The 13,607-nt window shown below is 39.3% G+C and carries 12 protein-coding genes and 2 tRNA genes; 5 read left to right on the forward strand and 9 right to left on the reverse strand.

Features of this window, described 5'->3' with window-relative positions:
- Positions 1-44 precede the first annotated feature (44 nt).
- From C9J45_RS11120 to C9J45_RS11155, 8 genes are all read right to left on the reverse strand, one after another.
- A tRNA-Asp gene (locus C9J45_RS11120) sits at positions 45-121 on the reverse strand.
- 39 nt (positions 122-160) lie between these two features.
- A tRNA-Ser gene (locus tag C9J45_RS11125) sits at positions 161-251 on the reverse strand.
- A 135-nt stretch (positions 252-386) separates the two neighbouring features.
- Positions 387-1,043: a hypothetical protein gene (locus C9J45_RS11130; protein WP_052955886.1), complete on the reverse strand. Its 657-nt coding sequence runs from the start codon at positions 1,041-1,043 to the stop codon at positions 387-389.
- 20 nt (positions 1,044-1,063) lie between these two features.
- Complete coding sequence (locus tag C9J45_RS11135) at positions 1,064-2,242, reverse strand: toxic anion resistance protein (protein WP_105061550.1); 1,179 nt, start codon at positions 2,240-2,242, stop codon at positions 1,064-1,066.
- 9 nt (positions 2,243-2,251) lie between these two features.
- Positions 2,252-3,061 carry a hypothetical protein gene (locus C9J45_RS11140; protein ID WP_005366422.1) on the reverse strand — a complete coding sequence of 270 codons (810 nt, stop codon included), beginning with the start codon at positions 3,059-3,061 and terminating at the stop codon, positions 2,252-2,254.
- Between the two features lie 11 nt (positions 3,062-3,072).
- Positions 3,073-4,599 carry a phosphate ABC transporter substrate-binding/OmpA family protein gene (locus C9J45_RS11145; protein ID WP_107292527.1) on the reverse strand — a complete coding sequence of 509 codons (1,527 nt, stop codon included), beginning with the start codon at positions 4,597-4,599 and terminating at the stop codon, positions 3,073-3,075.
- Between the two features lie 14 nt (positions 4,600-4,613).
- Positions 4,614-5,393 (reverse strand): VWA domain-containing protein, encoded by a 780-nt coding sequence (locus tag C9J45_RS11150; RefSeq protein WP_107292528.1) that lies wholly within the window; start codon positions 5,391-5,393, stop codon positions 4,614-4,616.
- An 11-nt stretch (positions 5,394-5,404) separates the two neighbouring features.
- On the reverse strand, positions 5,405-7,078 hold the full coding sequence (locus C9J45_RS11155) for an ABC transporter substrate-binding protein (protein WP_233217694.1): 1,674 nt from the start codon (positions 7,076-7,078) through the stop codon (positions 5,405-5,407).
- Between the two features lie 492 nt (positions 7,079-7,570).
- On the opposite strand from C9J45_RS11155, the gene C9J45_RS11160 reads away from it, so the two are divergent.
- The 4 genes from C9J45_RS11160 to C9J45_RS11180 all read left to right on the forward strand — a co-directional run bounded on the left by C9J45_RS11160 (position 7,571) and on the right by C9J45_RS11180 (position 12,531).
- The gene (locus C9J45_RS11160) at positions 7,571-8,140 is read left to right on the forward strand and encodes an outer membrane protein (protein ID WP_107287957.1); all 570 of its coding nucleotides are present in this window, start codon (positions 7,571-7,573) and stop codon (positions 8,138-8,140) included.
- A 469-nt stretch (positions 8,141-8,609) separates the two neighbouring features.
- Complete coding sequence (gene tal / locus C9J45_RS11165; RefSeq protein ID WP_107292530.1) at positions 8,610-9,560, forward strand: transaldolase; 951 nt, start codon at positions 8,610-8,612, stop codon at positions 9,558-9,560.
- A 77-nt stretch (positions 9,561-9,637) separates the two neighbouring features.
- A complete protein-coding gene (gene tkt / locus C9J45_RS11170) occupies positions 9,638-11,632 on the forward strand; it encodes a transketolase (RefSeq protein WP_107207344.1) in 1,995 nt (664 codons plus the stop codon).
- A gap of 584 nt (positions 11,633-12,216) precedes the next feature.
- Positions 12,217-12,531 (forward strand): hypothetical protein, encoded by a 315-nt coding sequence (locus tag C9J45_RS11180; protein ID WP_045083097.1) that lies wholly within the window; start codon positions 12,217-12,219, stop codon positions 12,529-12,531.
- Between the two features lie 110 nt (positions 12,532-12,641).
- Here C9J45_RS11180 and C9J45_RS11185 read toward each other — a convergent pair whose 3' ends face one another.
- On the reverse strand, positions 12,642-13,082 hold the full coding sequence (locus C9J45_RS11185) for a bifunctional diaminohydroxyphosphoribosylaminopyrimidine deaminase/5-amino-6-(5-phosphoribosylamino)uracil reductase RibD (protein ID WP_107246481.1): 441 nt from the start codon (positions 13,080-13,082) through the stop codon (positions 12,642-12,644).
- A gap of 188 nt (positions 13,083-13,270) precedes the next feature.
- Between C9J45_RS11185 and C9J45_RS21505 the strand changes: the two genes are divergently transcribed.
- The gene (locus tag C9J45_RS21505) at positions 13,271-13,576 is read left to right on the forward strand and encodes a hypothetical protein (RefSeq protein WP_146144065.1); all 306 of its coding nucleotides are present in this window, start codon (positions 13,271-13,273) and stop codon (positions 13,574-13,576) included.
- Positions 13,577-13,607 lie beyond the last annotated feature (31 nt).

The raw sequence follows: 13,607 nt of genomic DNA on the forward strand, positions 1-13,607 counted from the left end.
AGATACAAAAAAGCCCCGTCATTTCTGACGGGGCTTCGTTGTATTGGCGGAGCGGACGGGACTCGAACCCGCGACCCCCGGCGTGACAGGCCGGTATTCTAACCAACTGAACTACCGCTCCAATTCTTTATGAAACCCGATAAATCGAATCTCTAGAATATGGCGGAGAGATAGGGATTTGAACCCTAGATACGCTATAAACGTATGCCGGTTTTCAAGACCGGTGCTTTCAACCACTCAGCCATCTCTCCGTAAGTGCCGCGAATAATACCTAGCAATCACTCACCTGTAAAGCCTATTTTTAAACAAATCCACCATTCGTTTAAAAAACAGGCTTTAGCGCGCATTTTTACTTAAATATCATACACAAAAAGTTCTAATTTTATTTATCCTGCTAATTTTTCAGCATTAATCTGTGCTTCAAGTTTTTCTCGACCTTGAGGTGTTATACGTAAACATTCTTCAAATTGACTAAAACGCTGACTTTCAATCTGATAATAAGCCGCCAGTAAATCAGGTTCTATCCCGACTCGCTGACGCGCTTCTTTTAAACTTAAATCCATTAGTTCTGCACAATTAATGGTATCTAATGGCTGACAGTCAGAAACGTATCCAAGATGCGCCGCTTTCTTAAATACAGCAATATCATCATCAGAAAATTTATACGGCCCTGGGTATAAATATTTAGCAGCAAACGCGTACATCTTCTTTTCTGCCGTTGACATTCGATTTGATGAGCCCATCGTAAAACCAATAACAAATGCCTCATCTTTCGGTAGCATTCCCCGCCCTAATAAAAGGTGAATAACATCATGATCTTCTAAGCTAACAGCGCCATTAAATAAATTGATCCCAGGGATATCAAACTTAGGATTCTCAATTAATCTCACAATCAATGGTATATCTGCGCTGCCAGCAGCCACTGGAGCTTGAGTCGCTAAACATTCTCTAATGGTGGCATTTTCTTCTTCTAACGGTACGTACCATTTTTTCCAATGCGTGCCGTTCGCTGGTAGTAAATTTTTCTTGATTCCATTTTCCATCTTAAATTCCTTTTCAAAGATTAAAGTTCAATTAACTGAGACAAGTTCTGTTGAATGTCTTTGCCCTTTTCAGCATCTTTAATACGGCTTTCCATTTGTTCGGTTAATTGATCCATTTCTAAAATAGATTGTGCCATTTGCGGTAAAGCTTTAACTCGATACTGGCTAATATCATTTAATGCAGCATTAATATTTGAAAAGGCTTGTTTTAACTTACTGATATCTAATTGGCTCTCAGAAGCTTGTTTTTGGATACTGACCCCTTGATCTCGAAGTTGCTCACTGGTTTGTAATATCAGATCATTAGTAGTGTCATTAACAGCTTGGGTCGCATCTAATAGTTTTTTCTGATGTTGAAGTGCAATCGACATGACTGACGCTGTTTCAAGCGCAGATACCGTCACATTTATCGCGCGATCAACGCCTCGAATAAGCTCGCGGTTATTTTGCATGATAACTTCAGTGGTAATCACCGCTTGCTGATTAACAGCCAATGTTTGCTGCAAATCCATCACACGCTGACGTAATGGAAATAACACCTGCTCTTGTAAAAACTTAACTTTGGTTTCTGTATTTTGGGCTGTCTCGATTGTTTGATTTACTTTCTCATCAAGCAATTGACCAAAGCGAACATAATCTTCAAGCAGAAATGTTAACTCACGATAACGAATTTGATCGGCTTCAAGTGTGATATTGTCACGTTGTAATTGTGCTTGACCGCCTCTAAGCGATTGCACAATATCCTTAATCACCCCTTCTGCCGTTTGATAACGTGAAAACCATTTCGCTATAGGGGTTCCAACAAAAGGAAGAAAGCTGAGTAAACGTCGTATCGTGCCCATGGTAAAGTCAGTACGATTGGGATTAACCGCATTCACTTGTTGTTGCAAGTCTAATAAGCTTTTTGCTGTTCCACCACCATCTTGAGCATCATCAACTAACGTATGCAATGGGGTTTTCAATAACTGGCTACATTGAGCTAACTGACGACAACTATCTTCACCTAAAGAGGTCATCAAGTTTGTCATGTCTCGTTGCTGCGTTAAATCACGTTCGCCGATAGCTAATAACATTGAAACGGTTTCTTCTACTTTCGTACTGATTTTATCGTGAGTTTCAGGAACTGATACTGGAATATCTAAGGCTTGTTTTACCGTATCAGGCGTCGCTACTATAAGAGTCGTATTTTCCTGTGCCATTGTTCATCCTTAACGAGTACTGTATTTTTGTGCGCGCTGTGCAAGTAGACGTAACTCTTCCATTGCCGTTTCTAATTCCATTCCTTGCTGCGATGAAAGAAGCGATATTTGAGAAAGTTGCGTTGTGACACGATCAAGCTCTGTCATTGCTTGTTCGTTTTCGATTAATACGGTTGTGATATGCTGATGAGCATCTTTATAGATAACAATTCGATGCTGCAAAGCATCTATTTTTTGTTCTAATAAGATTTGAGGCGATGTGATTTGTGTTAATTGGCAATTAAGATCACTGAGTTGCTGTTGAATATAGTCAATATCAATACCTGAGACGGCTTTAGTATTTACAATCACTGTCTGCAAATTATCTAACGCTCCAACAAAGACCGCTTCAGCCATTGTGATATAGCGTGAGTACGCTAATTCGTCTTTATTTAAGACCCTATCTAATACCTGCTGGAACGCATTGAATTTTAAACCTAATTGATCAACTTGCTTTAGCGCATCTTGCTGTTTTATTTGGCTTAGCTCTTGCTTTAAATCAACCAGCGTTTGCTCTCGTTGTTGTAATAAACTGCGATGATACTTCTCAACAATAGCCTTAGCATGAGAATTATAATTAACCTTATATCCCCACAGTAATTTACTAAAGCATAATGCAGTAGCTGCAATCGTGACTCCCCAGCTCAATAACTCACCAGAGAACAATAAGCTATATACGGCTCCAATCGCGCCCACCACACCACTATATATAACAATCGGGTGTTGAATACTGTTTGAAATTACCTGATTTTTAATAGCTTGAGGCGACAGAATATCCAATCTACTTCCTTTTAATAAGTTTCACTCATCAACGCAATTTCAACGCGCATTAATCTATTGGCATAACGACGCTGACTTTCCCCACTTAATTGAATTAATGGTTCATCACTTCCTTTACCCACAGCATGAATACGACTGGCTTCAAAGCCGAGTTGATTAACTAAATAGCTTTTTACTGCCTTTGCACGTTTGGCTGATAACTCGATATTTAACGCTTTATCACCACGTAGACCCGTATGACCTTCAACTAGAATTCGAAAATTCGGGTAATGCGATAAACTTTCAGCAGTAAGATTAAGTTGCTGCTGACCGTTTGGTGTCAGTCGCTCGCTACCACTAGAGAAAATAACTGGACGGGTTTTCAACGTGCCTATTTCACTCATATGTGCCCATTGCTTTGCACTTAATGCAGCAAATACTTCGCTAACTGGCCTGTGTGATGGTTCATTTAAAGCAATATCATTAAGTGTTTGTTGTACAGTTTGAATAGGAGGGGAATGTATTATCCTATAAGGATCATTATTGGGTAACCACTGTTGTGGCGTTGCTGATGTATCATTGATAATTGTAATAGTGCTATCGATGGTATCGAGTAGTAACTGGGATTGACTAAACCAAGCAGAGACGTTGTCGTTGAGCCCTATCCATCGTACACCGTTAAGCAACTGCTTAACTTGAGTATTCGGTAAGTCTGTAATACTTTCGAGCTCTTGAACTAATACATTAGGATTATCACGATAATATTTAAGTACCTTAAAATAGGTTGCTAATACGCGATCAAGTATTTCAGGCTTATTTTTAATCACGGCTTTATTGGCAAGAAGTACATCAACAATTAAGTTTTTCGTATCATCAGTACTAATAATGGTTTCAAAATTACCTTCGGCAAGCGCGGTTGACACGTCAGGCTCCCACAATACAGCAACATCTAATTTGCCTTCTATTAATTGTGATAACGCATCGCTTGAGCCAGCAGTCGCAACTCGTTTAACGTTGTTAGATTTAAAAAGATTAAGATCGAAGTGAGAAGATATCGCGCTCAGTAAGTGTTCACTGGGTGAATCATGAGTGTAACCAATCGATAAGGATTTATTCGTTTTCAAATCATTGATCGACGTAACAACATCGGTATTCGCAACAATAGCATCGCCACCATGTGATTCATCAATGACAGCAACAATACTGGCTGGATAACGGTATGCTTTACCTGATGTAATATAAGCATCCACACTTGCAACGGCAAAATCTAATTCACCGTTAGCTATACCTTCCATACGTTGGGAGTAATTAGCACCATCATCAATGCAAGATAAACGATAGCCTTCATTGCGTAATAATCGACGCATTTCTTTAGAGCATAGCGGGTAATAGCCAACCCAGTTATCCATCCCTATTTTTATTACACCTTTGGTATTACGCGCATCCGATGTATCAGCATAAACATGATCATCAATATGGGGCTGTAAAAACTTATAGCTAATTAAACCCATTACCCCTAGCACTAAAATAAAAAGAGCAAACTTACTATGCTTTTGCATATATGACCTTTTTCTTAATTAAAACTAGCGACATCAAACTCTGCAGATTCTGCTAATACATTTTTTAGCCCTGCTAACAGTTTTTCTGGGTTATTAGCCGATTGGTAATAGGTGATCCCTTTTGCATTAAGCGCATGTTGCTCACCAATGCAAAAGCCTATGGTATGAATGGTAACGGGTGAGTCACGGTAGATACGATTAATCGCAGGTTGTGGATTTTCTCCTTGGCTTGCATCACCATCGGTAACAATCACAACGTTATATTCCCCATAACCCAATTGTTTACTGGCTTGATGCTCTAATGCTGCGTAACTCGAATCTAGAGAGCTTTTTAATGGTGTTGCACCACCAGCTGTTACGTCATAAATCGCTTGTTTTAATGTCGCTCGATTATTATTGCCAAGTGGTACACGCAATGACGCATCTTTATTATCAAAAACATATAACCCGACATTGGCTGAATTAGGAATATCATTAATAAAGGTTTGTATTGCTTGCTTTGCCGCGACAATTTTCTTTTGCCCATTACCACAATTAGTATTATCCATAGAACCGCTACCATCAAAAATTAGTAGGTAGTTAGTCGCCAGCCAATTATCAGAAACGAGTGCATTATCATTATTTAATGCTGGCCAATCATTTTTTAATGCGTCAAATCCATATCCACTTAATGCATCTGTTTTTTTTATCTGTGCACTACTGTCTTTTGATCCTGTCGAGTTAACCCCAGAGCTAGGTTTAAAAAACACCACAGCAAAAGCAATAAGGCAGCAAGAATAAATTATAAATCTCATATCATGCCCACTTATAAAGGTTGGAATACATCAGATTCAGCTTCTAACTGAATAATACGAAAGACGACACGCATATTTGATCGCCACTCAGATTCAGTTGCAGGAGCACAAGGTTCATTACCACACATCCCTGTTTTTGGATTACCAAAACCATGCCCAACTAAAGCAAACTGACTCGCATCCAAAGCAATGCCTTGATCGGTAGCGTATGTTAATACGCTTTGTTTAACGCTTTGCGCACGCGATAAGCTGATATTGCGGTTGGATTGTTTAATGCGGTTTAACACCACACCTGTTTCGCCTTTTTTCTTAGAGCGTAAATATTTCAAAGGATCACTGTGACCTTCAACAGTGATCACCGCACCACCATAAGTAGAGGCCAATTCAATTACACGCTTAAACTCTGTTTGATATAGCGACGAATTAAAGTTGTTTTGGTTAGGCTGAAAAGCGACTTCAAAAGAAAACAGTTCGCCATCTGCCAATGAATTCTGTTGCTGTTTCTTTGCAACCACTGAAGCGACACGCTCACTGTTAAAACGTGATTTATTATTAAACTCAATATCAGCACCTAATTGGGTAAAATCCCAATTTGCTAATTGAGGAAGTGAGGAAGCTGACGTTAAACCGAGTCGCTTTAACGTCGTTTGGATTTCTTTACTGACTTTCGTAATATTTCTTGGGTACGCCATGTCACTAAACAATTGCTTATTAGCGTTAATATCTAAATGCTCTGCGTCAGCATAAAGCCCTTTTATGTCTTCTATTGCATCGGGAGAATCAAGCAACAGATCAGCAGAATAAGACAATAACGGTGTCAATTTTGCGCTTTGAGCGTTCGCATTATTAAACAAAACCTTCACTTCATCTGTTGCGCTATTTAACGCTTTTACAAAATTCATTACGTCACTGCGATGGCTATTAAAATAATCCGCTCGCACCGCATAAACATCCGCTATCACTCGGTTAGCCGTTTTAGTTGACATTAATATCTTCGCGCCTTTAACCGAATCTTCAGATCCAGTACCTACAGCTCCCCCCGATGTCAGTGCTAACGCATCAGGTAGAATTACAAATACTGCATCGATATCATTTTCATATAGCGCACTGGCTGGGCTATTATTCGTTCCAGTAAGATCGGGCAACCATTTAATGGTGACATCATCAGGTGTTAACCCTGCATCTTTTAATACAGCTCCCATATAATCCACATGTGGACCATACGCTTGAAGCGCAATCGTCTTACCTTTTAAATCTGCCACGGTACGAATAGTTGGTTTAACAACTAAAGCATCACCACCTGATGACCAAGATAATTGATGAATAATAATAGGGGTAACAGAAGGATTGCTGACGAGTAAATCAGAAGCGGCATTAACCATCCCTAATGTTCCGCGAAGGTATGGCGTTTTTCCTGATAGGTAATTCGTGAGCTGATCTGAAAATTTATCATTTCGATTTAATCTAAATTTCAGTCCATAACTAGAAAAAAGAGAATTACTTGAGGTGATCGATTGGCTACCATTCGCATAAATCGTATTAATATCTGCGCCCCAAGTAATCACTGGCAGTTCAAAAGTCTGTTCATTAACTTTTGAAACTGGCGTATTAATAAGTTGGGCAAGTGGTATTGGATTTATATATTGGGGTTTTGCTGCAGCAAACGTTGAAATCAATACAGCCAACAAAAAAAGCCAATACCGAAAATATCTGATCATCAATCCCATTGTTTCCCCCATTACAACAGTCAAAAACGTAACTACGCTTTTTTGAGTAATAGGTACCATACCGGATAAAAAATACGCGTCAGGCTTGTAGCACGAAACATATGCCAATTTGCGATTGAATTCATAGTAATTATATAAACGATTTTTTGACTTTCAGTTTTTCTAGATAACGCGCATTGAATACTCATTCACCAAAAGCAATAAAACTTGCTTATAAATATGTATTTTAATGTCATTCATTCACTACCAATGCAATCGTTGTGCGTTTTGTTTGAGTCATGTCCGTATATTGTTAACTCAACGTCAAATCAACCCGCGCAATAAAACACCTTTCAATTCCATGACATTTAGCTTGTGAATGCATCATATTCTCCCCATCAGCAGTTAGTGACATTCAAGAGTTAGAGTATTAACTCTTGAAAAATCAATAAAAACATAAAGGAAATTATGATGAAAAAGATTCTATTACCATTAGCACTTGTTCTTACAACAGCATCTGGCGTAGCACTTGCCGATCAGACAGGTCCATACGTAGGTGCAAGCCTTGGTAATGCAACAACGGATCTTAAAGCTGACCATTGGGAACATAACTACGACGAAAATGTAGTTGCATACGGCTTATACGGTGGTTACAACTTCACTGAAAATCTTGGTCTTGAAGCAACATTAGGCCAAACTGGCGAACAAGATAACATTAAAAAAGGTTACGCGACTCTGACTCCTCGCGTAATGATGCCAATTAACGATCAGTTATCCCTATTTGCAAAAGCAGGTGTCGCTTACGTTGCTGTTGATGGCGATTACGATGGCATCGACAATATGAACCGCCACGATATTGATGTTGATGGTTTTGGCTGGACTGCGGGTGCAGGTGTTAACTTTGCCGTTGCTGAACACATCGATCTTCGTGCTGGCATTGATTATCTATCAACAGATCTTGAAAAAGCGGATAACGATAAAGATTTAAACATCGACTCAGAAACAACGATGTACTACGTAGGTGTTAACTACAATTTCTAATGTAGTGTGATCATCTCTAATTGAAAAAAAGCCATTAACGAAAGTTAATGGCTTTTTTCATTATTGCAGTAAAGCACGTTAGATATTTTTACCCAATCTGATTTTTGTGGAATTTTTATTCGTTTACCTCACTAAAAATGAACATATGTTCAACCTTAAGATCATCCGCTCAGCATTTAAAACCAAAGTTATTCTAGTTAGGAGCAACATCTCGCGGTTAACTTCAATTTAACCCACTTTTATTGGGATCCAAACAGGATTTATTCGCATTTTGAATTGACAAAAACACTGAAAAAGTCAATTATCAATTCATCAAATGCTCTTACATAAACCATTCGCTCACAATGTGTGTAAATGGCTTTGTATGAACAGGTTAAGAATAAGTAATAAATTCTTTTGAGCATGACAGCATTTCACGTTATAAATAGTGGCTGGCATGGCATGAGCCCTATAGATAAGGTCAATAGATATGAGCACAAAATTAGAACAACTACGCGCACTAACTACTGTTGTAGCAGATACTGGCGATATTAAAGACATAAAAAAATACCAACCAGAAGACGCGACAACTAACCCATCTTTGATCTTAAAAGCGGCCCAAATCGCTGAATACGCACCACTTATCGATGCTTCTATCGCTTACGCAAAAGCGCAAGGTGATGATAAAGCACAACAAGTACAAGATACTTGCGACATGCTTGCTGTAAACATTGGTAAAGAAATTCTTAACGTTGTACCAGGTCGTATTTCAACTGAAGTTGATGCGCGCCTTTCTTACGATACAGAAGGCAGTGTTACTAAAGCACGTCAACTTATCAAAATGTACAACGATGCTGGTATCAACAACGATCGTATCCTAATCAAACTAGCTTCTACTTGGGAAGGTATCCGTGCAGCGGAAATCCTAGAAAAAGAAGGTATCAACTGTAACCTAACGCTTCTATTCTCTTTTGCGCAGGCTCGTGCTTGTGCTGAAGCTGGCGTATTCCTTATTTCGCCATTCGTTGGTCGTATTATGGACTGGTACAAAGCGAAAGAAGGTCGTGATTTTGCACCACAAGAAGATCCAGGTGTGATTTCTGTAACGAATATCTATAACTACTACAAAGAACACGGTTACAATACCGTAGTTATGGGCGCAAGCTTCCGTAATACTGGTGAAATTCTTGAACTAGCAGGTTGTGACCGTTTAACGATTAGTCCACAACTTCTTCAAGAACTAGAAGAAGCACAAGGTGAGGTTGTTGAGAAACTAAAAGCAACAACTGATCTGAAAGATCGTCCGGCAGCAATGACACATGCTGAGTTCCTATGGGAACATAATCAAGATCCAATGGCCGTTGAGAAACTAGCGGAAGGTATCCGTAACTTCGCAATTGACCAAGGTAAACTTGAAGCTATGATTGCAGAGCGTCTTTAATCGCTTAATTAAGTATTCCAGAAAGCGGCCTTTGCCGCTTTCTTAAGTTTAAATCTCATATATTTGGTGGAAACACTATGGAACATAAAATGTTAGCGAATGCGATTCGTGCTCTAAGCATGGATGGTGTACAACAAGCAAATTCTGGTCACCCTGGCGCACCTATGGGTATGGCAGATATCGCTGAAGTACTTTGGCGTGGTCACATGAATCACAACCCACAAAACCCACAGTGGGCTGATCGCGACCGTTTTGTATTATCAAACGGCCACGGTTCAATGCTTATCTATTCGCTACTTCACCTTACAGGTTACGATCTTTCTATCGATGATCTGAAGAATTTCCGTCAACTTCACTCTAAAACACCGGGTCACCCAGAATACGGTTACGCGCCAGGTGTTGAAACAACAACAGGTCCTTTAGGCCAAGGTATTACTAATGCGGTTGGTATGGCACTTGCTGAAAAAGCAATGGCTGCACAATTTAACCGTGAAGGTCATGACGTTGTTGATCACTACACATACTCTTTCCTTGGTGATGGCTGTCTAATGGAAGGTGTTTCTCACGAAGCATGTTCACTAGCAGGTACATTAGGTCTTGGTAAACTGATCGCATTCTGGGATGACAACGGTATTTCTATCGATGGTCACGTTGAAGGTTGGTTCACTGACAATACGCCAGAGCGTTTTGAATCTTACGGCTGGCATGTCATCCCTGCTGTTGATGGTCACGATGCAGCAGCAATTAATGCAGCAATTGAAGCAGCTAAAGCTGAAACAGGTAAGCCAACACTTATTTGTTGCAAAACAATCATTGGTTTTGGTTCTCCAAACAAATCTGGCTCTCACGACTGTCACGGTGCTCCACTAGGCGCTGATGAAATTAAAGCAGCACGTGAATTCCTAGGTTGGACTTACGGCGCATTTGAAATCCCAGCAGAAATCTATGCTGAATGGGATGCGAAAGAAGCAGGTAAAGTGAAAGAAGCAGCATGGGATGAGAAGTTTGCCGCATACGCTGCTGCTTACCCTGAATTAGCTGCTGAATTCAAACGTCGTATGAACGGCGAGCTACCAGCAAACTGGGAACAAGTGACATCGGAAGTTATTGCAGATCTTCAAGCAAACCCTGCAAATATTGCTTCTCGTAAAGCATCACAAAACGCACTTGAAGCATTCGGTAAAATTTTACCTGAATTCATGGGCGGTTCTGCAGACCTTGCACCATCAAACCTAACCATGTGGTCTGGCTCTAAGTCAATCACTCCAACAGATGCTTCTGGTAACTACATTCACTACGGTGTACGTGAATTTGGTATGACTGCAATCATCAATGGTATGGCACTACACGGTGGTTTTGTTCCTTACGGTGCAACATTCCTAATGTTTATGGAATATGCACGTAATGCAATGCGTATGGCTGCACTGATGAAAATTCAGAACATTCAAGTTTACACGCACGATTCCATCGGTTTAGGTGAAGATGGTCCTACACACCAACCTGTAGAGCAGATTGCTTCTCTACGCCTAACACCAAACATGAGCACATGGCGTCCATGTGACCAAGTTGAATCAGCAGTGGCTTGGAAATACGCAATCGAGCGTAAAGATGGCCCAACATCGCTAATCTTCTCTCGTCAAAACCTAACACAACAAGATCGTGATGCTGCACAAGTAGCTAACATCGCTAAGGGTGGTTACATCCTTAAAGACTGTGAAGGTCAACCTGAGCTAATTTTAATTGCAACAGGTTCAGAAGTCGGTATTGCAGCCGAAGCTTACGCGCAACTAACGGCTGAAGGTCGTAAGGTACGCCTTGTTTCTATGCCTGCAACAGATCTATTTGACAAGCAAGATGCCGCATACCGTGAAAGCGTATTACCTTCAGATGTAACAGCACGTATTGCTATTGAAGCTGGTATTGCTGATTTCTGGTACAAGTATGTTGGTTTCGATGGCCGTATCATCGGTATGACAACATTTGGTGAATCAGCACCAGCTGAAGAGCTATTTAAAATGTTTGGCTTTACAACAGATAATATTGTTGAAACAGCAAAAGAATTATTAGCATAATCGCTTAATAATCATGAAAAAGCCGAGCTTTAAAGCTCGGCTTTTTACTTTCATAAAATGTACTAAATGTTACATATTCAAAGCAACTGATTAGAGACATTAAGCTGTAATAGCTCTTCCCCATTCACTTCAAAACGCAACTTTAAGTGCCCTTCAGTTGATAAGTCTTTAATTAATTTAATCCCTTTACCAGCAAATCTCCGGCTTATTAGTTCATGTATGTCATTGATTAAATTAACCTTATCTTCATTAGATAACACTGATTGTGATGTGACTTTATAGGTGTTAAAAAACATAATTTAAGCTCTGTTCAGACATTTAATCACCCTATGTCAAGTTGCATATTTTGACAATTTTATTTTTGTTTATACATGTAAAGATTAATTAATTTCTTACGTAGAACATTTAACACTTAAAATGAATAAACCTTAATTAATAGACCTATTTCGTTATATCAGCAATTACCAAAAACAAAACTTTTGATTATAAAAACGTGTATTGTTCAATATTTAAATTAAGCGTAAATTTAAATCCATAGACAGACACCAACTTATTTTTAACGCTGTTTATCAAAGGATTTAGTTATGGCACATTTTAATAGTCAAGAGCACAAAGGTTCACAAGGCGGTCATCAACATGGCGCTGAGTTCGAGCATGAAAAAATGGAACGTCGTTACGATGACGGTGCTGAGCATAAACATAACCGTGATCATCATGAAATGCGTGATCATGAGAAAAGTCACCCACATACACAACATGGTGGTGATCCTGTAGGTCATAAGCACCCAGAACAAACTCATGGCGATCGTCATGAACATGATGAGCATCGTCATCATAAAACTAAAGAGCATGACCATAAAGAGTCATCTCGTTTACACCACAAAACATCAACTAAATAAGACTATTTAGTTGAGATAAAGTTCTTATTTAAATAAGAATAATATAAAAAGATTAAGAGCCCAATTAATGAAAGTCTATTTTTATTAATTGGGTTTTTCTATTTATGTTATCAATTTCTAATTAAGTAAGGCTCAATAAAATCTAACACTTCATTTTCACAAAGCCCAACTTCAACCTCGATACCCGCCTCTTTTAAAACCGCGATACCTTTACCACTATTGCGACTGTCTGGATCCAGCGTTGCAACAACAACTTTCTTAATACCTCGTTCAACCAATGTATGTGCACAAGATGGGGTACGTCCGACGAATGAGCACGGTTCTAATGTCACATAAGCAGTAACATCCGTAAAAGGACCGTCATAATTAGCTAGCGCCATCGCTTCAGCATGGTGTTGCCCTGGCGGCTGAGTAAATCCTTCACTCACAACCTCACCATCTTTAACTAATACACATCCAACAGGAGGATTCGGGCGACAGGCTGGTAATGATTGATGAGATAATAAAAGTGCACGCATCATAAATGCTTGTTCTTGAAAATCGTGGTTCATGGTTTCAATACACCTTCGAATAAAACATCTAGTGTATGCTGAATCATAAAAAAAAGCATTTGTGAATAATAACGTATTTATTTTTAATAAAATGTCACTGAATTATGAATGAAATATGAATACTTGCATCATGCTTAATTCAGAGGAAATATCGTTTACTGTGTCCTTCTTAATATAGAGAGACAACCATGAAACGCGTTATCACGACTCTAGTCTTATCATTAACACTGCATTCGTTATCAGCTTTTGCCATGACCGCCAGTTCTCCACAATATACCCAACAGATCACAGATAGTACGATTAAGTATCTGGACCATACTCAACAATTAAATTCCAATCAGCAACAACAAAGCCATGTGTTGACGACAATAAATAACAATAATTACTTATCAACCACAGGGCATAAGGAAGGGCATTTAGAAAGAAACCGGTGGGAAGAAACCCGTATAAGCCGAAGCAACAACCGCTATCGAGAAGAACATAGAAATAAATAATCTCATTCATCAGCCCAAGTTTTGAATCATT

It is taken from the genome of Photobacterium sp. GB-1 (genome assembly GCF_003026165.1).
In the GTDB taxonomy this organism is placed as follows: Bacteria; Pseudomonadota; Gammaproteobacteria; order Enterobacterales; family Vibrionaceae; genus Photobacterium.

Excerpts from the sequence above, each read along its gene's own strand:
- C9J45_RS11130 (WP_052955886.1), bottom strand. The coding sequence starts at position 1,043 with ATGGAAAATGGAATCAAGAAAAATTTACTACCAGCGAACGGCACGCAT.
- C9J45_RS11135 (WP_105061550.1), bottom strand. The coding sequence starts at position 2,242 with ATGGCACAGGAAAATACGACTCTTATAGTAGCGACGCCTGATACGGTA.
- C9J45_RS11145 (WP_107292527.1), bottom strand. The coding sequence starts at position 4,599 with ATGCAAAAGCATAGTAAGTTTGCTCTTTTTATTTTAGTGCTAGGGGTA.
- C9J45_RS11150 (WP_107292528.1), bottom strand. The coding sequence starts at position 5,393 with ATGAGATTTATAATTTATTCTTGCTGCCTTATTGCTTTTGCTGTGGTG.
- C9J45_RS11160 (WP_107287957.1), top strand. The coding sequence starts at position 7,571 with ATGAAAAAGATTCTATTACCATTAGCACTTGTTCTTACAACAGCATCT.
- tal (WP_107292530.1), top strand. The coding sequence starts at position 8,610 with ATGAGCACAAAATTAGAACAACTACGCGCACTAACTACTGTTGTAGCA.
- tkt (WP_107207344.1), top strand. The coding sequence starts at position 9,638 with ATGGAACATAAAATGTTAGCGAATGCGATTCGTGCTCTAAGCATGGAT.
- C9J45_RS11180 (WP_045083097.1), top strand. The coding sequence starts at position 12,217 with ATGGCACATTTTAATAGTCAAGAGCACAAAGGTTCACAAGGCGGTCAT.
- C9J45_RS11185 (WP_107246481.1), bottom strand. The coding sequence starts at position 13,082 with ATGAACCACGATTTTCAAGAACAAGCATTTATGATGCGTGCACTTTTA.
- C9J45_RS21505 (WP_146144065.1), top strand. The coding sequence starts at position 13,271 with ATGAAACGCGTTATCACGACTCTAGTCTTATCATTAACACTGCATTCG.